The organism is Brevundimonas sp. (genome assembly GCF_030656255.1).
In the GTDB taxonomy this organism is placed as follows: domain Bacteria; phylum Pseudomonadota; class Alphaproteobacteria; order Caulobacterales; family Caulobacteraceae; genus Brevundimonas.
On sequence record NZ_JAUSOE010000117.1, the window covers coordinates 1 to 18690 of the forward strand.

20 protein-coding genes and 1 pseudogene are annotated in these 18690 nt (G+C 68.8%); 2 read left to right on the top strand and 19 right to left on the bottom strand.

Annotation, left to right across the window (positions count from 1 at the left end):
- From Q7J26_RS12105 to Q7J26_RS12170, 14 genes and pseudogenes are all read right to left on the bottom strand, one after another.
- Positions 1–273 (bottom strand): annotated as a pseudogene (locus tag Q7J26_RS12105) (energy transducer TonB); the annotation flags it as partial.
- A gap of 4 nt (positions 274–277) precedes the next feature.
- Positions 278–730 (bottom strand): protein TolR, encoded by a 453-nt coding sequence (tolR, locus tag Q7J26_RS12110; RefSeq protein ID WP_304936665.1) that lies wholly within the window; start codon positions 728–730, stop codon positions 278–280.
- A 3-nt stretch (positions 731–733) separates the two neighbouring features.
- Positions 734–1486 (bottom strand): protein TolQ, encoded by a 753-nt coding sequence (tolQ, locus tag Q7J26_RS12115; RefSeq protein WP_304936666.1) that lies wholly within the window; start codon positions 1484–1486, stop codon positions 734–736.
- 142 nt (positions 1487–1628) lie between these two features.
- Positions 1629–2054: a hypothetical protein gene (locus Q7J26_RS12120; RefSeq protein ID WP_304936667.1), complete on the bottom strand. Its 426-nt coding sequence runs from the start codon at positions 2052–2054 to the stop codon at positions 1629–1631.
- A 27-nt stretch (positions 2055–2081) separates the two neighbouring features.
- Positions 2082–2540 carry a tol-pal system-associated acyl-CoA thioesterase gene (gene ybgC / locus Q7J26_RS12125; protein WP_304936668.1) on the bottom strand — a complete coding sequence of 153 codons (459 nt, stop codon included), beginning with the start codon at positions 2538–2540 and terminating at the stop codon, positions 2082–2084.
- A gap of 9 nt (positions 2541–2549) precedes the next feature.
- Entirely contained in the window at positions 2550–2918 is a 369-nt protein-coding gene (locus tag Q7J26_RS12130) for a hypothetical protein (RefSeq protein WP_304936669.1), read from the bottom strand.
- 2 nt (positions 2919–2920) lie between these two features.
- Positions 2921–3712, bottom strand: coding sequence for an alpha/beta hydrolase (locus Q7J26_RS12135; RefSeq protein ID WP_304936670.1), 792 nt, complete (start codon positions 3710–3712; stop codon positions 2921–2923).
- Entirely contained in the window at positions 3712–4383 is a 672-nt protein-coding gene (locus Q7J26_RS12140) for an alpha/beta fold hydrolase (protein ID WP_304936671.1), read from the bottom strand. The genes Q7J26_RS12135 and Q7J26_RS12140 overlap by 1 nt, the downstream gene beginning before the upstream one ends.
- A 212-nt stretch (positions 4384–4595) precedes the next feature.
- Positions 4596–5633, bottom strand: a complete 1038-nt coding sequence (gene ruvB / locus Q7J26_RS12145) for a Holliday junction branch migration DNA helicase RuvB (RefSeq protein WP_304936672.1) — start codon at positions 5631–5633, stop codon at positions 4596–4598.
- A gap of 211 nt (positions 5634–5844) precedes the next feature.
- A complete protein-coding gene (gene ruvA, locus Q7J26_RS12150; RefSeq protein ID WP_304936673.1) occupies positions 5845–6462 on the bottom strand; it encodes a Holliday junction branch migration protein RuvA in 618 nt (205 codons plus the stop codon).
- Positions 6459–6977 (bottom strand): crossover junction endodeoxyribonuclease RuvC, encoded by a 519-nt coding sequence (gene ruvC / locus Q7J26_RS12155; RefSeq protein WP_304936674.1) that lies wholly within the window; start codon positions 6975–6977, stop codon positions 6459–6461. Before ruvC ends, ruvA begins: the two co-directional genes overlap by 4 nt.
- Before the next feature lie 79 nt (positions 6978–7056).
- Complete coding sequence (locus Q7J26_RS12160) at positions 7057–7575, bottom strand: hemerythrin domain-containing protein (RefSeq protein WP_304936675.1); 519 nt, start codon at positions 7573–7575, stop codon at positions 7057–7059.
- Between the two features lie 140 nt (positions 7576–7715).
- Positions 7716–9065, bottom strand: a complete 1350-nt coding sequence (locus Q7J26_RS12165; protein WP_304936676.1) for a hypothetical protein — start codon at positions 9063–9065, stop codon at positions 7716–7718.
- 155 nt (positions 9066–9220) lie between these two features.
- The gene (locus Q7J26_RS12170; protein ID WP_304936677.1) at positions 9221–9994 is read right to left on the bottom strand and encodes a YebC/PmpR family DNA-binding transcriptional regulator; all 774 of its coding nucleotides are present in this window, start codon (positions 9992–9994) and stop codon (positions 9221–9223) included.
- Positions 9995–10152: 158 nt separating this feature from the next.
- Here Q7J26_RS12170 and Q7J26_RS12175 point away from each other — a divergent pair, with 158 nt between their 5' ends.
- Entirely contained in the window at positions 10153–10350 is a 198-nt protein-coding gene (locus Q7J26_RS12175; protein ID WP_304936678.1) for a hypothetical protein, read from the top strand.
- Here Q7J26_RS12175 and Q7J26_RS12180 read toward each other — a convergent pair.
- The 4 genes from Q7J26_RS12180 to Q7J26_RS12195 form a co-directional block, all read right to left on the bottom strand.
- Positions 10347–11654, bottom strand: coding sequence for an acetamidase/formamidase family protein (locus Q7J26_RS12180; protein ID WP_304936679.1), 1308 nt, complete (start codon positions 11652–11654; stop codon positions 10347–10349). The genes Q7J26_RS12175 and Q7J26_RS12180 overlap by 4 nt on opposite strands.
- Before the next feature lie 79 nt (positions 11655–11733).
- On the bottom strand, positions 11734–13473 hold the full coding sequence (locus Q7J26_RS12185; RefSeq protein ID WP_304936680.1) for a cellulase family glycosylhydrolase: 1740 nt from the start codon (positions 13471–13473) through the stop codon (positions 11734–11736).
- A 209-nt stretch (positions 13474–13682) separates the two neighbouring features.
- On the bottom strand, positions 13683–14303 hold the full coding sequence (locus Q7J26_RS12190; RefSeq protein WP_304936681.1) for a DJ-1/PfpI family protein: 621 nt from the start codon (positions 14301–14303) through the stop codon (positions 13683–13685).
- Between the two features lie 159 nt (positions 14304–14462).
- On the bottom strand, positions 14463–14897 hold the full coding sequence (locus tag Q7J26_RS12195) for a thioesterase family protein (protein WP_183196469.1): 435 nt from the start codon (positions 14895–14897) through the stop codon (positions 14463–14465).
- 112 nt (positions 14898–15009) lie between these two features.
- Here Q7J26_RS12195 and Q7J26_RS12200 point away from each other — a divergent pair, with 112 nt between their 5' ends.
- Entirely contained in the window at positions 15010–16140 is a 1131-nt protein-coding gene (locus tag Q7J26_RS12200) for a zinc-dependent alcohol dehydrogenase family protein (protein ID WP_304936682.1), read from the top strand.
- A 15-nt stretch (positions 16141–16155) separates the two neighbouring features.
- Here Q7J26_RS12200 and Q7J26_RS12205 read toward each other — a convergent pair whose 3' ends face one another.
- The gene (locus tag Q7J26_RS12205) at positions 16156–18639 is read right to left on the bottom strand and encodes a prolyl oligopeptidase family serine peptidase (RefSeq protein WP_304936683.1); all 2484 of its coding nucleotides are present in this window, start codon (positions 18637–18639) and stop codon (positions 16156–16158) included.
- Positions 18640–18690: the final 51 nt, after the last annotated feature.

The window sequence follows — 18690 nt, forward strand, 5'->3', positions numbered from 1 at the left end:
GGTCGGCGGCGGCGGCGTGGGCTGCGGGACCGGCGGCGTCGGCGTCTCCGGCGCGCTGACCGGGGCGGTCGCGGCGTCGTCGGGCGAGGGTTCCGGCTGCGGGTTGTCTGCCGCCGCAGCCTCGATCACCGTCTCCGAGACGATGGTCACCGGCACCGAATTCACCAGCGGCTTGGGCTCGTCCGCCTTGTGTGAAAACGAGACGAAGGCGAGCGCGACCACCCCGGCGTGCAGGGCGATGGATCCCAGAATGGCAGGGCTGGGACGACGCAAGCGATCAGGCCTCCGGCGCCGTGTCGGTGATCAGGTTCAGCTTGGTGAAGCCCGAGGCCGACAGCCGCGCCATCACCCGCGCCACCGCCTGATAGGGCGCCCGGCCGTCGGCGCGGACGAACACCGGCCGCTCCGACGCCTTGTCCGATCCGCCGGCCTCGGTCAGAAGTCGCACCGCCAGATCGTCGAACGACGTCTCGCTGTCGGCGATGAAGATGGCGCCCTGCTGGTCGATGCTGACCGACAGGGGTTCGTTGTCCGTCTCGACCGCGCTGGCCTCGGTCTTGGGCAGTTCGACCGGCACCCCGACCGTCAGCAGGGGCGCCGAGATCATGAAGATGATCAGCAGCACCAGCATCACATCCACCAGGGGCGTGACGTTGATCTCGGTCAGGGGGCCTCTGCGCCCCCGCCGCCCACGACGCCCGCCGCTGCTCGCACCGCCGCCCAGCGCCATGGCTCAGACGCTCCGGTTCAGATTGATGCCCGACGACGGCGCAGCCGGGGCCGGCGGCGCGGACGGGCTGCCTAGGCGGCGCGCGACCGCGGCCTGCAGGTCGTCGGCGAAGGCGTCCAGCCGCCCGGCGAACTTGCCCGCGTCGATCGAGAACTTGTTGTAGGCGATATAGGCCGGTATGGCCGCCGCCAGGCCGATGGCCGTGGCGAACAGGGCCTCGGCGATGGCCGGCGCCACCGTCGTCAGATTGGTGTTGCCCGCCGCCGCGATACGCCCGAACGCGTTCATGATGCCCCAGACCGTGCCGAACAGGCCGATGAAGGGCGAGGCCGTCGCCACGACGGACAGCACGCCCAGGCCGTTCTCGATCCTCTGGCTCTCGCGCGAGATCAGGCTGCTCAGCGCCCGGTCGATCCGGGTCATCAGCAAGTCGCCCTGATGGTCGTTCAGCGCCCCGCGCTGACGCGCCTCGCGCCAGTCGGACAGGGCGATCACCAGCATGCGCGGCAGGGCGTGATCCGGCGCCGGTCCGGCCTGGGTCGCCACGTCTTCCAGCGACCGGCCCGACTGAACCGCCTTTTCGAAGTCGTCCGCCTGTTTGTTCAGGGCGGTGAAGCGGAAGGCCTTGTCGATGATGATGGTCCACGACCACAGCGACGCCGCCGCCAGGCCGATCATCACCGTCTTCACCACCCAGTCGGCGGTCAGGAACAGTTCGACGGGATTCATCATCGAGGCGTCGACGGGCGTAGTCATTCAGGCGCTCCGGGCGGGGTCGGCTGCGGATTGGAGATTGGCGACACCCCTCTTCGACCGAGCGGGCGTGACCATTGTGTGGCGAGGGCGGCTTCTAGCCTTCCCGAGCACGCGCGTCATCTGACAGGCGCGTCATAAAAGCCTACTCGGTCGTCGTCCTGCGCGTCGGATCGACCGCCACCGAGACGGGCGCGCCGACGCTGATGATCACGCCCTCATGGCCTTCCTTGGCGATGGAATAGGTGGCGGCGTCGCGCACCAGCTGTTCCTCGCAGGCCCGGTCGCCGGGGCGGCCCAGGGCCTCGCAGCCGCGCTTGGCCGCATCGGTCCAGCCCAGCACCCGACGCGTCGCCGCCTCGGCCCGCTTGATGGCCGCCTCGTCCTCGGCCGCCGCCTGGGCGATCAGGGCCTGGCGCGCGCCCTGCTGGTACTGAAGCTCGGCCTGGCCCGCCATCTTGCGTTCCCAGACCTTGTAATAGGGACAGCCGGCCAAGCCGCCGCCGATCACAAGGACCAGCAGCAGGAAGGACACGATCACGGCGCTGGCGGTGATTCCCTGGTTCTGCATGTTCGACCCTCCCCGGCTCGCCTATTTCTAGTCGCCGTCGCCGGCGCTTGCCAGCCAGGGCGTGACCTTTTCGACCAGCGCATTGGCTGGCCGGCGCGGCCGTCCGTCCAGATGGATGCAGACCGCCGTCACCTCGGCCCGGCACAGCACCTCGCCCGCCCGCTCGACCGTCTGGCGGATGATCAGCCGCACGCCCTTGATCGCCTCGTACAGGGTCCGCACCACCAGGGCGTCGTCGATCCGGGCCGGCTTCAGATATTTGATATTCAGTTCGGCGACGACGAAGGCCAGGGGCGGGTCCGCCTCCAGCAGGTCCGAATGGCCCACGCCGATGGCCCGCAAGAAATCCGACCGCCCCCGCTCGAAATAGCGGACATAGTTGGCGTGATAGACCAGACCGGTGAAATCCGTGTCCTCGTAATAGACGCGCACCGGCAGCAGGTGATCGCGTCCGTCAAAACGGCCGGCTGTGGGAAGATCGGTCATGGCCCCAGTCTAGCCCGTCGGCGGCCGGGTCAGGAAGCCAGGACAATAGCGTTCGCGCATGTCGCGGAACTCGGTCGGCAGCGGATCGTCGCTGAACAGGATGCGGCTGGTCAGGGACACGAAACCCACCGCCTGCCCCCCGCGCGTCCGCCCGACATAGCCGCACACCGCCCGCCTCTGGCCGACCTCGGAATAGCGCAGCTCGGCGTCGCGCCCCAGCTGTTCGCGGATCTGTCGCACCGCGCGCTGAGACGGGGGCTCGGGCGGCGCGACCCGCGTCCCGTGCGTCATGGCCCACACGCCCACGGCGGCGGCGATCAGGGCGACCGCCGCCGCAACAACAAACCAGGTCTCGTGGGTTTGGATTCGGCGTCGCATGATCAGGCCGGGGCGGCGTCCTCAATGAAATCCAGCGGCGTATCCGCCGCCGGCAGGCAGGTGCGATCCACCTGTGCGGACGGATCGCGCAGGAAGTCGCGCGCCATGCGGCGGGTGCAGGGGCTGGCGTTGATCACCCCATGGGTGGCGTTCGTGACGATCACCACCTGGCTGTTTGCATAGCCCTTGGCGGCGGCCTCGGTCAGGGCCGGCGGGCAGCCCGGATCGATCTCGGCGGCGACGAACAGGGTCGGGATGTCGGTCTTGACCGGCAGGTTTTCCACCGGATCGGCCGCCCCCGCGTCCACGGCCGCGCAGACGTCGAACAGGCGCGACAGCGACGGGACCAGCACCTCCGCCACCGGATCGCCGGCCGCGCCCGCCGCCAGCCGAGCCTTGGACTCGAACGGCAGCTCCTCCTTGCACAGGTGGGCCATGTGCTGGCCTTCGAAATAATAGTCGCGGCTCTCCGCGATCTCGGCAACCGGCGTCAGGTCGCCGGCGATGATCTTCTCCAGATCGGCGGGCAGACGCCGCACGCCCCGGCCGCTGTAGGTCGTATCCATCAGAAACGCCGACAGGTCGTCGACCGTGAAGGTCTGGCCGTCCTTGCCCGTCACCGCCCCCGCCAGCCACCGCCGCGCCTCGGTCTCGAACCGCGCCTGAAGGTCCGGATGGCGCGCAGCGCACTCAGCCTGGGCGGCGCACTTGGCAAGGATCAGCCGCACCGCCGTCGACACCTGTTCCGGCGTCCCCACGGCCCAGTTGCCTTCGGGCGGCCAGGGACTGTCCATCACGCAGCGCGCACGATCTGGGGCTGGTGGGTGATGACCGCGGCCTCGATGCGCGGGCCATAGGATCCGCCCCACAGGTCGATCTTCGTCAGGCCCAGCGCCTGGGTCATGTCGCGCACGTCGTCCGCGATGGCGGCGGCGTTGTACCAGCGCAGATCCACGCCCTTGGCCTGATAGGATTTCAGACAGGCGATCAGCCCGTCGCGATCCGCATCCGATGGCGGCCCCGCGTCGGTCAGTTCGACGCCGGGACAGTCCATCGACGGATCGCTCTCGCCACCCCCGCGCTGATCGAACAGGATCACGTCCTGATCGACCGCCATCAGGTCCGGACGCCGCGAGAGGGCGCGCAGGATGTTTCCCGCCCCCGACGTCAGCGCCCCGCCGGGTCCGCCGTGGAACATCACCATGGGCGGCAGGACTTGGCCTGATGCGTCCTTGTAGGGCGTGCTGGCCTTTAGGATCACCACCGCCACCCCGATCCGGCGGTCGGTCGAGCCGTCGCGGGCCTCGTCCACACTCAGGGTTCCGCACCGCACCTCGCGCACGCCGGCGGGCCAGTCGGTCGGACAGGGGGCATCCGTGAACACGGGCGCCGCAGCCTTTGCAGGCGGGGCCAGGGCCGTCAGGCCGGAGACGGCCGCCAGGACAGCCAGGATGCGCAGGATCATGTGACGGCTCCGGTTCGGCGACAGCAAACCTCCGCCCGCCCCGCTTGGCAACCGCCTATTGGAGATCGGCGGCGATCAGGCCCCGATCAGGCGGCCCGCTTCTTGCGCGCCGCTTCCGTCAGCGCATCGGCCATCCGCTCGCGCCAATCTTCGCCCTCTTCGGCGAAGGCGCGAATGATTGCTCGCATCCTTGCCCGGATCGAACGCGAACTTCATTCAAACAGGTCGCCCGGCACAGGTCCGGCGGCGGGCGGCGTCGGCGCGCTCAGCCCCAAGTGAGCATAGGCCTTGGCGCAGGCCATGCGGCCGCGCGGGGTGCGCATGATGAAGCCCTGTTGCAGCAGATAGGGTTCGATCACGTCCTCGACCGCGTCGCGCGCCTCGGCGATCGCCGCCGCCAGGGTGTCCATCCCCACCGGTCCGCCGCCGTAGTTCTCGATCAGGGCCTTCAGGAAGCGCCGATCCAGGCTGTCCAGCCCGGCCTCGTCCACCTCCAGCCGCGCCAGGGCTTTCGCCGCGACCAGTTTCGAGATGGTCTCGGCGCCGTCCGCCGAGGCGAAGTCCCGAACCCGGCGCAACAGACGCCCGGCGATCCGGGGCGTGCCGCGCGCCCGCGACGCGATCTCGCGCGCGCCGCCCTCATCGATGGCCGCGCCCATCTTGCGCGCCGTGCCCCGCACCACCGCCGTCAGTTCGTCGGCGGTGTAGAACTCTAGCCGCAACGGAATCCCGAACCGGTCCCGCAGCGGCGTGGCCAGCAGCCCCGCCCGCGTCGTCGCCCCCACCAGGGTGAAGGGGGCCAGATCGATCCGCACCGACCGCGCCGACGGCCCCTCGCCGATGATCAGGTCCAGCACATGGTCCTCCATGGCCGGATACAGGATTTCCTCGACGTTCGGGCTCAGTCGATGGATCTCGTCGATGAACAAAACGTCGCGCGGCTCCAGATTGGTCAGGATCGCCGCCAGATCGCCCGCCTTGGCCAGGATCGGTCCCGAGGTCGCCCGGAACCCCACGCCCAGCTCGCGCGCCACGATCTGCGCCAGGGTGGTCTTGCCTAGTCCCGGCGGTCCGAACAGCAGCACATGGTCCAGGGCCTCGGCCCGGCCCCGCGCGGCGTCGATGAAGACCTTCAGATTACCCTTGGCCTGCGACTGACCGACGAACTCCGACAGGGTCTGGGGCCGCAGCGCGCGGTCATAGGCTTCGCCGGGGGCGGCGTCGGGCGAGATGATGCGGTCGTCGCTCATCGAACCGCCCCCCGGCGCGACCCGCTTACATCCCCTTCAGCAGGGTATAGCCGACCACCATGGCCACCAGACCGACGACGAAGACCAGGACGGTTTGCAATTTCTTGTTCATTATCAAATCCATTTTGACGTTCAGGGGGGCGGTCGGCATAGGCCGCATCGCGGCCCCCGCTCAACCCCGAAGCCTCGAAACCTGGGGAGCGTTCCACCCTCATCGCCCCAACTCCTGCAGCGCCGCGCGGATCACGGCCGGCAGTTCGGCCGCCTCGCCCAGCCGGATCAGGGCCTGGTCCACCGCCCGACGCGCATTGACCTCGGCCACGCCCAGCCCCAGCAGGGCCGACACCGCCTCGCCGGTCAGGGACGGGGGCGGCGGCGCGATCTCGACATGAACGCCCGGCGCCGTCGGCGCGAAACTGACGTCCCCCAGCGGCTTGCCCTTCAGTTCGGTGACGATCCGCAGCGCCAGTTTCGGCCCCACGCCATTGGCCCGCGCCACCGCCGCCTTGTCCTCGCGCGCCACAGCCCCCGCCAGCTCGCCCGGCGGCAGCACGTCCAGCACCGCCAGGGCCGCCTTGGGCCCCACGCCCTGAATGGCCAGCAGGGTGGTGAAGGCCCGCCGCTCGTCCCGCGTCAGAAATCCGTACAGGCGCGGCCCGGCGTCCTCGCTCCACTGCGAATGGACATGGACCGTGGCCTCGTCGCCGGGCGCCGGCAGCCGCCCCAGGGTCCGCGCCCCGCACGACACGACATAGCCCACCCCGGCGCAGTCGATCAGGCAGTCCGCCTCCCCGACCTCGGCCAGCACCCCTCTCAGACGCCCGATCACGCCGCACCCCGATGCATGGCTTCAAGCAAGGACCGTTTCCTCAGCTGCGCATGGGTGACGGCGACGGCCAGGGCGTCCGCCGCATCCGCCTTCACGTCGCCCGCCGTCGGCAGCAGACGTTTGATCATGAAGGCGATCTGGCTCTTGTCCGCATGGCCCGCCCCGACCACGGCCTTCTTGATCAGATTGGGCGAATATTCCGCGACCGCCAGGCCCAGTTTCGCCGGGGCCAGCATCACCGCCGCCCGCGCATGGCCCAGCTTCAGCGTCGAGGACGGGTTCACATTGACGAACACCTCTTCCACCGCGGCCTCTTCGCAGCCGTGGTCGGCGCAAATGACGCCCAGGGCCTCGAACAGGAACAGCAGGCGTTCGGAAAAGGGCGCGGCCTCAGGCGGGGCCACCACCCCGTGCGCCACCCACCTCAGGCGTGCGCCATCCGAGACGATCACCCCCCATCCGGTGCGTCGCAGGCCCGGGTCCAGCCCGATGATTCTGACAGGTTCGTTCGCCATCCGTTCCCCTCATGCCGCAAAGAGGGTTATCGGGCAATGAACAGCTTGACCTCTCCGGTCGAAACCCGCCGATCAGGCCTCAGCCGTGCGCCTCGACATAGGCTTCCGGGTCCTTGTTCACCGGCTTCACCCCCGTGATGTGCTCGGCCTCGAAGGCCGCGAACCGCACCGCCAGAGCGTGTCGCGTCGCCACGTCGGCGTTCAGGCGGAAGTCGGTCAGGCCCTGGCGTTCTTCCTCGCCCATATGTTTGGAGTTGACCACATTGGCCTCGCCCACGGCCGCGAACCAGGCGGGGCTGCCGACGGCGTGCGCCCCCACGGCCTTGACCGCGTCGCGCAGCTTGTTGTGATCCTCGATGGCGTCTTCGGTCTCGCCCTCGACCGTGCCCTCGTCGGCGTCGTTGGCGCCCTCGCCCAGCTTCATCAGGTCGGGATAGAAGAACCGCTCCTCGGCCTCGGCGTGCACGTCCAGAAAGGCCGACAGCCTCAGCCAGACCGCGCTCAGCGCATCGACGTCCTTCGGCTCGATCTGTTCGATGATCGAGAACAGCCGGCGTTGTTCGGCATGGTCGTCGAGGATCAGCTGGGTGATGTCCATGGGCGGTCGTCGTCTCTGCGACCCGGACGCCATCCGCCCCGGCTGGCGGGGCGGCCGCCGGGATCGGCGGGTCTCGCGGTCCCCGCCTTAATCCCGTTCACCGGCGCAGGTTCCGCGCCGGGACGGTCAGCCGACCCGTATCAGCCGACGATGGCCTGCAGCTGGGCGGCGGCGTCCGCGATGGTCGCCCGTCCGCCACGGCCGCGACGGGCGGCGTCCAGGGCGGCGGCCGACATGGCCCCCTCGGCGCGGGCGCTTTCCAGATCTTCGCGCAGGGCGCTGATCTGCTGGCTCAGGGTCTGGACCCGGGCCTCGTGCTCGTCCTGGGCGGCGGCCAGCTTGGACTGCAGCTTCACCATCCGCTCCTCGGCGCGGGCGATGGCCTTGTCATGGGCCATGGCCGCCTTGGTCAGGGCCTCGGCGCGGTCGACGGCGGCGACGCGGGCGACCTCCATGGCCGCCTGACGCTGACGCGCGTCCTCGGTTTCGGTTTCCAGCGCGCGCACCCGCTCGACCGCCCGGTCCAGGGCGACCTGCAGCGTGTCGGCGCGCCGTTCGACGGCGTGGCCGCCGGTCTGCAGCTCGTTCAGGCGCGAGGCCTGTTCGCTGTTCAGCACCTCCAGCCCGTTGGCGCGCGCCGTGGCGGTGTCCAGTCGGGCGGTCAGGGCGGCGATCTCGGCGCGGGCCGATTCGACCTGGCTTTCCAGCGAGCGGATCGAACGGGCGGCCTCGGCCTGTTCGGAGGCGGCGCGGGCGCGTTCGGTGGCCAGCTGGCCTTCGCCGGCGGCTGCGGCGCGGGCCAGACCCGCCACCTCGGTCCCGACCTCGTCCACGCGACGGCGCAGGGCGGTGTTCTCTTCCAGCACCAGGGCCAGATCGCGCTGGACCTGACCGCGCGTGGTGTCGGACTCCGAACGGGCGACCTCGGCCTGTTTCAGCTGGTTGCGCAGCGACTCCTGGTCCTGCTCCAGCTCGCGGATGCGCTGGGCGGAGGCGCGCTCGACCGTCTCCAGGCCTTCCAGCCGCGTCGCCGCCTGGGCCAGTTCATTGCGCAGCCGGCCCAGTTCGACCCGGGCCTCCTGCAGATTGACGGTGGTCTCGCCGCCGCGCGCCGCCAGATCGTCGGCCTTGGCTTCGGACTCGGCCAGGGCGTCGGACAGTTTGCGGACCTCGGCGGTCAGCAGGCTGGCCTGTTTCGTCGCCGCGCTGTTGGCGTTGCGCAGATTGACCAGTTCGACGTGGTTGTCGCGGCGCGAGCGGAACTCGGCTTCCAGCGGGTCCCGCAGTTGCCCCAGCAGGGTCTCGAAGGTGCCGAACCGCTGCGCCATCTCCGACAGCTGATCCAGACTGTCCTGAATGGTCTCGAACCGCTCGCCGATCAGACCCGCGACGTCCTGTTCGGACGCCCGCCCGGACACGACGGCGTCGTCCTTGGCCTGTTCGGGCTTGCCGCCGCGCGACAACACGCGGTCAATTCTGGTCAGTCTCATGGTCGCGCCCCGCGTCGTATGCCCGCATCGCGGTGGGCGACCTCGATCCCTGCCCTCCAGAGGCGAATCGAACCGCTCACCGTCCTTGAACAAGACGTTAATCGCGCGTTACGAAAGTGTCGAGACCTCCGTTCGTCGATCAGCGCGTCTACGTATTATCCGGCGTACTTGGCCGCGTCCTCGTCGGAGATGTCCTCGTTCGAATAGACGTTCTGCACATCGTCCTCGGCGTCCAGCGCATCCAGCAGCTTGAACAGGGTGCCCACGGCTTCGCCCGTGACCGTCACCTCCGACTGGGGCTTCCAGACGATGGCGGTCGACTTGGGGTCGCCCAGCACCTTGGACATGGCCTCCGCCACCTCGTTCAGGTCCTCAAAGGCGGTCCAGATCGTGTGACCCGGCGCGTCCTCGTAGATGTCGGGCTTGACCAGGTCGCTCTCGACGTCCTGAGCGCCGGCCTCGATGGCGGCCTCCATGACTTCATCCTCGGTGCCGGCCTCAGCCTTGTAGATGATCTGGCCGACCTTATCCCACATGAAGGCGACCGAGTTCATCTCGCTCAGCGCGCCGCCGTTCTTCTTGAAGGCCGCGCCGATGTTCGACGCCGCGCGGTTGCGGTTGTCGGTCAGGGCCTCGACGATGATGCCGACGCCGCCGGGGCCCCGGCCCTCGTAGCGGACCTCTTCCATCGTATCGACGTCGCCGCCCGAGGCCTTGTTGATCGCGCGGGTGATCACGTCCTTGGGCAGGCTTTCGGCCTTGGCGTTGTTGACCGCCAGGCGCAGGCGCGGATTGGCCGCCGGATCGGGCAGGCCCGACTTGGCCGCCACCGTGATGTCGCGCGACAATTTGGAGAACAGCTTGGAACGCTGCGCATCGGCGCGTCCCTTGCGGTGCATGATATTCTTGAATTTCGAGTGGCCGGCCATGGGATCGTCTTCGCGCGTTCTGAAACCTGAGCCGCGCGTCCTAGCGGAAGAGCGACAGGCTGTCACGATGTACGGGCCAAAGCGGCTTCCGGGCCGGTTCGGGGTGGAACCTCGACCGTTTGGGCGTATTGATCCCTGACGCTGATATGGAGCCCCCGATGAACACCGCCGACATCTACGAAGCCGAGGGCCACGCCGACGACGACCTGCACGAGGCCGACATCGTCGAATGGTACGAAACCCGCCCCGTCACTGTCTCGACCGCCGTCGCCACCGGCTCGATCATCACCGCCTTCGCCCTGGGCGCCCTCACGGCGGTGGGCGTTCTGTTCTTGACGGGGCGGCTGGACGACTAATCGGTCGTCGGCGTCCTGCGCGGCACGTCGCGCAGGCGCGCCTTCTCCAGGCTCAGCGCCAGTCCGGCGTTGCGGCCCGCCAGCGTCGCGATCCTGTACTCGGCCGCCGTGCCCAGGATCAGCGACGCCTCGGACACGCTCAATCCGTAATCCTGCTCCAGCCACTGGATCATGGCCCCGGTCGCCGCACGCGCCGCCTCGTCCAGCGATGACGACTGGCCCAGGACCGTGATCCGGTCCTGGGTTTCGATCCGCGGCGCCGCCAGGGGCCGGGACGGCAGGATCTCGACGCTGAACTCCACGTCCAGCGAGGTCTCCAGCGCCCATTGCGTCGTCTCGCCGTCGCCCTGCAACGCATGGCCGTCGCCCATAAACAGCATGGCCCCCGGCTGAAACACCGGCAGATAGACCGTCGCCCCCTCGCCGATTCCATTGAAGTCCATATTGCCGCCCCAGCGGCCGGTGTCCCCGGCCGACTGTTCGGCGAACCCGAAGTCCGGCGCGACGCCCAGCCCGCCCAGCATCGGCCGCACCGGAACGACATAGTCCTTCAGTTTCTCGGGCGGGTTCTCCAGCCGCGCCGTCCCCGCCGCGCGGTCCAGCCGCCAGCGCACCCGCTTGCCCAGATCCGCCGATCGCGCCGCGAGGCCCAGCGACATGGCCCGCCCCGTGACGCCGTCCAGACTGTCGGCATAGTCACGGTTCAACCGCAGCCGCCGGATATGCACCGCCAGCACATCCCCCGCCTTTGCCCCCGCCACGAAGAAGGGCCCTGTCTGCGGATTGCCGTACAGGGCGACCACGTCGCCATGCTCGTCGATCCCGCCGGAATCGACGGTGCGCGTCGCCACCACATCGCCCGGCTGGATGACCATGACCGGCGCCAGATCAGCCGTGAAGGTGTTCGAAAACCGCTCCGGCGCATAGGTCCGCCGTCCCGGCGCGCCCGTCGGCATCTCCAGCCGCCGCGCGCTGAAGCCGTGTCGCACGCGCGGTCCGGCGTTGCTGGTGTCCGGATAGTCGGCCCAACCCGTCAGGACGCCGTCCGCCTCGGTTCCCTCGAACCTATAGGGCACGCCGTAACTGTCGGTCGCGGCGAAGGCCAGACGATCTCCGTCCTTGCGACCCTCCAGCGCCCAGTCGCCGAACCGGCCAGACAACACGCCGTCCCTCGACTCGAGCGTCAGCAGCCCATGTTCCGCATTGCCCCACCGATCGACCGACACCAGCCAGGTCTCGGGCGCCGCCGACGCCGGCGTCGCCACCGCCAGTATCGCCAGGCCCGTCATCATCCATCGACGCATGGTCGGTCTCCCGCCCGGAAAGGGCAGGCGAACGCTATCCGGACCGCGACCTCACGCAAGTGAAGCTTCGGCAATGTGGTCAGGGCCGCGGTTCGATCTTGACGGCCTTCAACCGGCACGCCGCACAATCCTCGGCCTTCAACACCAGGGTGTTGGTCCCGGCCATGAACGGCAGGGGCGCCGTCGCGACCTCACCCCAGCCTTCGCCTGCCGGCAGGTCCACGCCCACCGGCTCGCCCCCATTCAGCCTCACCGACACCCGGCCGCCCGCGCCGACCACCGTCACTCGCCGGTTCCCCGCCGCCTCCGCCGTCAGGGTGTAGCGCAGCCATTCCCCCGTCTCGAACTCGGCGACCACCGGCTCCCCCTCCACCAAGGCGATGTCCACCCCGTCGTTGCGCCAGGTCCGGCCGGTGTTCCACCAGGGCACGCGCTCGCCCGCCCCGTCGGTGTCGGAGTCATAGACATCCTTCCACGCCACCCCCGACCGGCCCAGGTCATAGTCGGCCGCCCGGATGGTCACACCCGCCGCCCCGACCCGATGCGCGACGAACGGAACCGCCGCGTTCGAATGGGGCTGACGCAGCATGGCGTCGATCACGTCGCGATGTTCGAAATTGTTCTCGAACCGGATGTCGTGGGTCGCCAGCCGCATCAGCGTCTCTTGCGCCTCCGCCGCTGACGGGCGCGGCCCCTTGCCGGTCAGATAGGCGACCAATCGGGGCCAGCCGGGATTGGGCGTGATCTCCAGCGGCTGGTTGAAACCGATCTTCTTCAGCGGCCAGAAGGCCCAGCCGATCCCCTCGCCCTCGACTAGGGCGATGGTCTCGGTGAACCAGGTGTTGGAGTTCTCGCCGGATTCGCCCAGCCAAACCGGCGCGTCGGTCTCGACCCTCAGCCGCAGGATGTCGGCGATGGACGCCCGGTCTGTCGCGTTCCAGTATTTGTGGAAGCTGATCACGGTGTTGTCGTCCCACAGGGGCGTGACGCCGCGATAGTTGTTGCCCCAGCAATTGCCCTCGATGATGATCGTGTGCCGCCGGTCGACCTCGCGGATGGCCGCCGTAATCTCCATCATCAGCGACCGCAGCGGGGCGTTGGTCGTCTCTTCGCAGCCGTGGCCGCCGCCCGGCTTCTCAAAGTCCCAGTTGGGTTCGTTGATCAGGTCATAGGCGCCGATGGCCGGCTCGTCGGCATAGCGTTCAGCCAGCCTGCGCCACAGGGCCACGGTCTTGCGCCGGTTCTCGGCGCTGTCCCACAGCGACGGCTTTGACGGATCCCGGTCCGATATGGCCAGATCGCTCCCCTGGCCGCCCGGCGCGGCGTGCAGGTCCAGGATCAGATACATCCCATTGGCCTTGACCCAGGCCAGCAGAGCGTCGATCTCGGCGAAACCCTCTTCCTTCCAGGTGTCCCGCCCCACGACCGGCTCCTGATCCACGGGCAGAGTCAGCCGGTCATAGTGCATCGGCAGCCGCACCGAGTTGAAGCCCCACCGCCCCATGGCGTCGATATCGGCCTTGGTCGTGTGGTTGGCGCGCCAGGCGGCGTAGAAGGCCTCCGCCTTCTGCTCGCCGATCAGGTCGGTGATCCGTGCACGGATCACATGCTGCGGACCGAGCGCGCCCAGCTGCAGCATATAGCCTTCCTGCAGCACCCAGCCGCCCAGCCCCATGCCGCGCAGGATAACCGGCTCGCCCGTCTCATCGACGATCCGCGTCCCTTCGGCCCTCAGGAAACCGCCCGTCTGCGCCTCGGCTGCACAAGGCGCGCACAGCGCCGCCGTCACGGCCAGGGCCGCGATCCATCCCGTCTTCATGGCGTTCCTCCACGCTCCGTTTTGAGAACGTTCTCACGAGAAACGCGCGATGGCTAGGGTGAGCGAGGCTGCTTGAGGAGACGCGGAGAATGTCCGCAATAGGTCGGTTTGCGTCATGGGGCGTCAGCGTCGAAACCGGACTTTCGAAGCGCGACCGAGGAGTGGACGCTCCTGAGTTCGGCAGAGGGTGGGACGCGGACGACGCTGAATTATGCTGCCCGTGTTTCTCCGACGTTCAAAAACGGCGTCACCGCCGCCATCGCGCGCTGGACGTATTCAGCCTTCTCGCCGACGGGCGCGACGTAGTGAATGGCTTCTTCCGCGTCACGCGGCGTCGCCGAGCGCGCAATCATCCAGGCGGCGAGGTATTGCGAGGCCAGGCAGCCACCGGCGGTTGCGACATTACCGTGCGCGGCGAAGGGCGCATCTACGACATTGACGCCCGCCTCGATGACCCAAGGCTTGGTCGTCAGGTCGGTGCAGGCGGGCAGGTCGCCGATCAGCCCCAGCTTGGCCAGTAGAAGCGTGCCGGAGCACTGGGCGCCGATTAGCTGACGCGACGGGTCCAGCGATAAGCGAGACAGGAAGGTGGGATCGGCGGCGTAATCGCGGGTCTTGATCCCGCTGCCAATCAGCACCGCATCGGCTTCGGCCAAGAACTCCAGCGGCTTCTGGCGCTTGATCGTCACCCCAGCCATCGAGGTGACCTCCGGCGTGGGGCAGGTGATGTGGGCCGCCCAGCCCCGTGATTTCATCCGGTTTAAGATGCCTGCGGCGATGAAGGAATCCAGCTCGTTGAAACCATCAAGGGTTAGGATGGCGATCTGCATGACGAGCACGGCACCGGGAGATGAGGAGGAAGTCGGCACGTTCGCCGAGTTGCAAGGTCGCCGCAATAGCGGTCATTCGGGGCGCCTCGTTTCGGGTCGAGGGCGGTCATCGGCACTTGCGCCGAAAGCCGCTTCCGCCCCAGGACGCCGCCGCTTCCCTCACCCCGCCTTCAGGTTCTCCACCACCGCCCTCAGCTTCGCCGGCAGGGGCTTGGGCCGGCGGGTCTCGGCGTCGACATAGACGTGGACGAAATGGCCGACGGCGGCGGGCACGTCGGCGCTGCGCTTGAACACGGCGAAGCCGTAGCTGACGCTGGAGGTGCCGATCCGGTCCACCTTGATCCCGACCTCAATCACATCGGGGAATTTCAGGGCCGAGGTGTATTTGCAGCCGCTGTCCACCACCAGGCCGATGGACTCGTCCAGCGCATTGGCGATCATCAGATGGGCGTTCACCGCCGAGTCCACGAACTCGTAGAATTTGGCGTTGTTGATATGGCCGTACTGGTCGTTGTCGGCCCAGCGCGTCGAGACCATGTGAAACGCCTTGTAGGTCGCGCGTTCGGCCAAGGGGCCCAGTTCCGTCTTCGGCATTGTGGTCTTCCTCCTGGGCGACATTCGGCGTCGCTCTCGATGCGACGCTCGGGCTTGGACGCCCTTGCGTCAAGCGCCTATCGATAAGTCATCGATGACGAAGGCTTGACCCATGAGCATCACCACCCGCGCCGCCGTCCTGTCCGCCATGGGCGCCCCGCACCCCTACGCCGACAGCCGCCCCCTCTCCATCGAGACGATCACCCTGGACCCGCCCGGCCCCGGCGAGGTGCTGGTCGCGATCAAGGCCGCCGGCCTGTGCCACTCGGACCTCAGCGTCATCAACGGCGACCGCCCCCGCCCCCTGCCCATGGCCCTGGGTCATGAAGCCGCAGGCGTGGTCGAGGTCCTGGGCGACGGCGTCACGGACCTCAGCATCGGCGATCACGTCGTCATGGTCTTCATGCCCTCGTGCGGCCATTGCGACCCCTGCGCCGGCGGCCGTCCCGCCTTGTGCGAACCCGGCGCCGCCGCCAACGGCAAGGGCGAGCTGCTGTCCGGCGCCCGCCGTCTCTTCCGCGAGGGCGAACCGGTCAATCACCACCTCGGCTGTTCCGCCTTCGCCGCCCACGCCGTCGTCTCGCGCCGGTCTCTGGTGAAGATCGACCCGGCCCTGTCGTTCGAAGAGGCGGCCCTGTTTGGCTGCGCCGTCCTGACCGGCGTCGGCGCCGTGGTGAACACGGCCCAGGTGAAGGCGGGCCAGAGCGTCGTCGTCATCGGCCTGGGCGGCGTCGGCCTGTCCAGCGTCCTGGGCGCCCTCGCCAGCGGCGCCTCGCCCGTCGTCGCCGTCGATCTGTCCGAGGACAAGCTGGCCCTCGCCCGTACCCTGGGCCCGGTCCACACCGTCGATGGCGCCGCCCCCGACGCCGTCGATCAGGTCCGCGCCCTGACAAACGGCGGCGCCGACTTCGCCTTCGAAATGGCCGGCTCGGCCCGCGCGCTCGACGCCGCCTGGAAGATGACCCGACGCGGCGGGACCACCGTCACCGCCGGCCTGCCCCCGCCCGACGCGACGCTCGCCGTCAACATCGTCTCCCTGGTCGGCGAGGAGCGGACGCTGAAGGGCTCCTACATCGGAACCTGTGTCCCCAGCCGCGACATCCCCCGCTACGTCGCCCTCTACCGCCAGGGCCGCCTGCCGGTGGACCGGCTGATGAGCGGCGTCATCCCGCTCGACGACATCAACACCGGCTTCGACCGCCTGCACGCCGGCGAGGTGGTGCGGCTGGTGGTCAGGCCCTGACCACCAGCCCCGCGATCACTCCGCCGGCTTCGGCGGCGCGTTCTTCACATACTGGTCCATCCAGCGGGTCATCTCCCAAAGCGTATGGCCCACCGATTCCCGTGCGCGATAGCCGTGAGCTTCGAGCGGCAGGGTGACGTAACGCGCCGTCGCCCCCAGCCCCTTCAGCGCCGCATAGAAACGCTCGGACTGGACCGGGAAGGTGCCCGAATTGTCGTCCGCCTCGCCGTGGATCAGCAGGATCGGCTCGTTCAGCTTGTTGGCGTAGGTGAAGGGCGACATCTCGGTATAGACCTCGGTCGCCTCCCAATAGTTGCGCTGCTCGGCCTGGAAGCCGAACGGCGTCAGCGTCCGGTTATAGGCCCCCGACCGGGCGATGCCGGTCCTGAACAGGTCGCTGTGCGCCAGCAGATTGGCGGTCATGAAGGCGCCGTAGCTGTGCCCCCCGACGGCGATCCGATCGCGATCCGCCACCCCCATGCCGACCACCGCATCCACCGCGGCTTTCGCGTCGGCGACCAGTTGTTCGACATAGGTGTCGTTCGGCTCGGCCCCATCCTTGCCAATGATGGGCATGGAGGGGTTGTCGAAGATGGCGTAGCCCTGGGTCAGCAGGAACAGGTGGCTGGACCCGCCCGGCCGCACGAACCGGTTCTGCACATCCACCGTCTGGCCGGCCACCGCCGCATCGGTGAACTCGGCCGGATAGGCCCACATCAGCATCGGCAGAGGCCCGTCGCGATCCTTGTCGTAGCCGGCCGGCAGATAAAGCGTGCCCGACAGCTTGACCCCATCGGCTCGTTCATAGGTCACCAGCTGGCGCGTCGCCCCGGCCAGTTGCGGCGCCGGATCGGGGAAGTTCGTCAGGGCCGTGGTCTGGCCCGTCGTCAGGTCGCGGATCTGGAGGTTCGGCGGATCCAGCCGCGTCTCGCGCTGCGTCACCACCCGCTTGCCGTCCGCGTCTAGGAAGCCGACCACCGCCTCGTAATCCGTGTCGGCCGAGGTCCACAGCCGCTCGCTGCGTCCCGTCGCCGGGTCCATGGCGGCCAGGAAGGGGAACTCGCCCTGTGGCGTCGCCCCGGCGCCCGACATCAGGATCCGCCCCTGTGGATCGAAGCGGATCACCGACCGGCCCACCGCATTCGGCTGGGTCACCGGCTGGCCCGGATTGTCGTAGCGGGCCTGATAGTTCCGCTCCAGCAGCACCCGGCCCTCGCCGGGGTTTGACGGATCGACCACGAACCGCGTCTCATGCCGAGTGTTGAACCAACGGCTGTTGACAACGGCCAGATCGTCTTTGCCCCAGACGATCCCGCCGAACCGTTCCTTCAGGTCGATCAGCTTGACCGGTTCGGCCGTGAACGGCGCGGCCTGCATGAAGACCCGGTCGCGGAACTCAGCCTCGCGCTTGAGGTCGCCGCCGTCCAGGGCCTCGACCCAGGTCAGGGTCGCCGGCGCATCGGCCCGCCAGCCCACCGAACGCGGCCCCGGCGCCACGGCGTCGAAGGCGGTCGGCACGTCGTCGCGCAACGGCAGATCGGCGATGGTCCGCACCACCCGCCCGTTCAGGTCCGTCACGACGATCTCGGTCGGAAACAGGTCGTCCGGCACGACATAACTATACGGCCGCTTGGCGATCTCATGCAGGATGTACTGGCCATCCGGCGACACCGCGCTGTCCAGATAGACCGCCGGAGCCCCGATCGTCCGTGCACGGCCGTTCAGCAGAACCAGGGTCAGCTGCGAGGTGAAATAATGGTCGAACAGGGCCTCGTCGCCGGGGTTCGACAGCAGGTCCTGATAGGTCCGCACCGGCGCCACCCGCCCGGCCGTCTCCTCGATATTCGGCCCCGTCGGCGCCGCCGTCACATCGGGCGCCGGCCCCCGTCCCGCCGGCACCGCCTCGACCAGCAGACCCGAACTGTCGGGCAGCCATTCATAGCCGGACCCGCCCGTCATATTGACCACCGGCTCGGTCAGCTTGCGCGCCCGCGCCGTCGCCACATCCACGACCCACAGTTCTAGCCCCGTCGGCCGATCCAGCACGAAGGCCAGGGATTTCGCATCCGGCGAGAACCGCGGCGCCGTGAACCGCGCCTCGGCCGGCAGGGCCACGACCCGCGCTGGTCCCCCGTCCACTGCCTGCAGGCTCAGCCCCGTCAGCCACGACACCCGGCTTTCCGCCAGGCCGTTGTTCCTCGGATTGATCCGCGCCCCCGCCAGCCGCAACATCGGCTCGGCCAGGGCTTTGATGCTGGGCAGGTTCGACCGGTCCAGCAGCACCAGGGTCTTGCGATCCGGGCTCAGCATCGGCGCCGGCGTCGGCTTGGCGTCCAGAATGTCCGCGATGGGCGACGGCGGCTGCTGATAGACGCTGATCGCCGGGGCCGCCGTCTGAGCGCCCGAGCTTTGAGCCAGGGCCGCCATAGGCAGGGCCATCGCCGTCGTGGCGAGAAGGACAGCAGCGAACGACGACCGGATACGGCGCGAAGACATCATGTTGGAACCCCGGCGATAAATTTTGCGACCCCCACCCTATGGGCCCCCGTC

What these genes read in the sequence shown, in the direction of transcription:
- Q7J26_RS12180 (WP_304936679.1), bottom strand. Translation starts at nt 11,654, where the DNA reads ATGCGTCGATGGATGATGACGGGCCTGGCGATACTGGCGGTGGCGACG.
- Q7J26_RS12175 (WP_304936678.1), top strand. Translation starts at nt 10,153, where the DNA reads ATGAACACCGCCGACATCTACGAAGCCGAGGGCCACGCCGACGACGAC.
- Q7J26_RS12165 (WP_304936676.1), bottom strand. Translation starts at nt 9,065, where the DNA reads ATGAGACTGACCAGAATTGACCGCGTGTTGTCGCGCGGCGGCAAGCCC.
- Q7J26_RS12195 (WP_183196469.1), bottom strand. Translation starts at nt 14,897, where the DNA reads ATGCCGAAGACGGAACTGGGCCCCTTGGCCGAACGCGCGACCTACAAG.
- tolQ (WP_304936666.1), bottom strand. Translation starts at nt 1,486, where the DNA reads ATGACTACGCCCGTCGACGCCTCGATGATGAATCCCGTCGAACTGTTC.
- Q7J26_RS12205 (WP_304936683.1), bottom strand. Translation starts at nt 18,639, where the DNA reads ATGATGTCTTCGCGCCGTATCCGGTCGTCGTTCGCTGCTGTCCTTCTC.
- Q7J26_RS12120 (WP_304936667.1), bottom strand. Translation starts at nt 2,054, where the DNA reads ATGCAGAACCAGGGAATCACCGCCAGCGCCGTGATCGTGTCCTTCCTG.
- tolR (WP_304936665.1), bottom strand. Translation starts at nt 730, where the DNA reads ATGGCGCTGGGCGGCGGTGCGAGCAGCGGCGGGCGTCGTGGGCGGCGG.
- Q7J26_RS12140 (WP_304936671.1), bottom strand. Translation starts at nt 4,383, where the DNA reads ATGATCCTGCGCATCCTGGCTGTCCTGGCGGCCGTCTCCGGCCTGACG.
- Q7J26_RS12160 (WP_304936675.1), bottom strand. Translation starts at nt 7,575, where the DNA reads ATGGACATCACCCAGCTGATCCTCGACGACCATGCCGAACAACGCCGG.
- Q7J26_RS12130 (WP_304936669.1), bottom strand. Translation starts at nt 2,918, where the DNA reads ATGCGACGCCGAATCCAAACCCACGAGACCTGGTTTGTTGTTGCGGCG.
- Q7J26_RS12200 (WP_304936682.1), top strand. Translation starts at nt 15,010, where the DNA reads ATGAGCATCACCACCCGCGCCGCCGTCCTGTCCGCCATGGGCGCCCCG.
- ruvC (WP_304936674.1), bottom strand. Translation starts at nt 6,977, where the DNA reads ATGGCGAACGAACCTGTCAGAATCATCGGGCTGGACCCGGGCCTGCGA.
- Q7J26_RS12185 (WP_304936680.1), bottom strand. Translation starts at nt 13,473, where the DNA reads ATGAAGACGGGATGGATCGCGGCCCTGGCCGTGACGGCGGCGCTGTGC.
- Q7J26_RS12135 (WP_304936670.1), bottom strand. Translation starts at nt 3,712, where the DNA reads ATGGACAGTCCCTGGCCGCCCGAAGGCAACTGGGCCGTGGGGACGCCG.
- Q7J26_RS12170 (WP_304936677.1), bottom strand. Translation starts at nt 9,994, where the DNA reads ATGGCCGGCCACTCGAAATTCAAGAATATCATGCACCGCAAGGGACGC.
- ruvB (WP_304936672.1), bottom strand. Translation starts at nt 5,633, where the DNA reads ATGAGCGACGACCGCATCATCTCGCCCGACGCCGCCCCCGGCGAAGCC.
- Q7J26_RS12190 (WP_304936681.1), bottom strand. Translation starts at nt 14,303, where the DNA reads ATGCAGATCGCCATCCTAACCCTTGATGGTTTCAACGAGCTGGATTCC.
- ybgC (WP_304936668.1), bottom strand. Translation starts at nt 2,540, where the DNA reads ATGACCGATCTTCCCACAGCCGGCCGTTTTGACGGACGCGATCACCTG.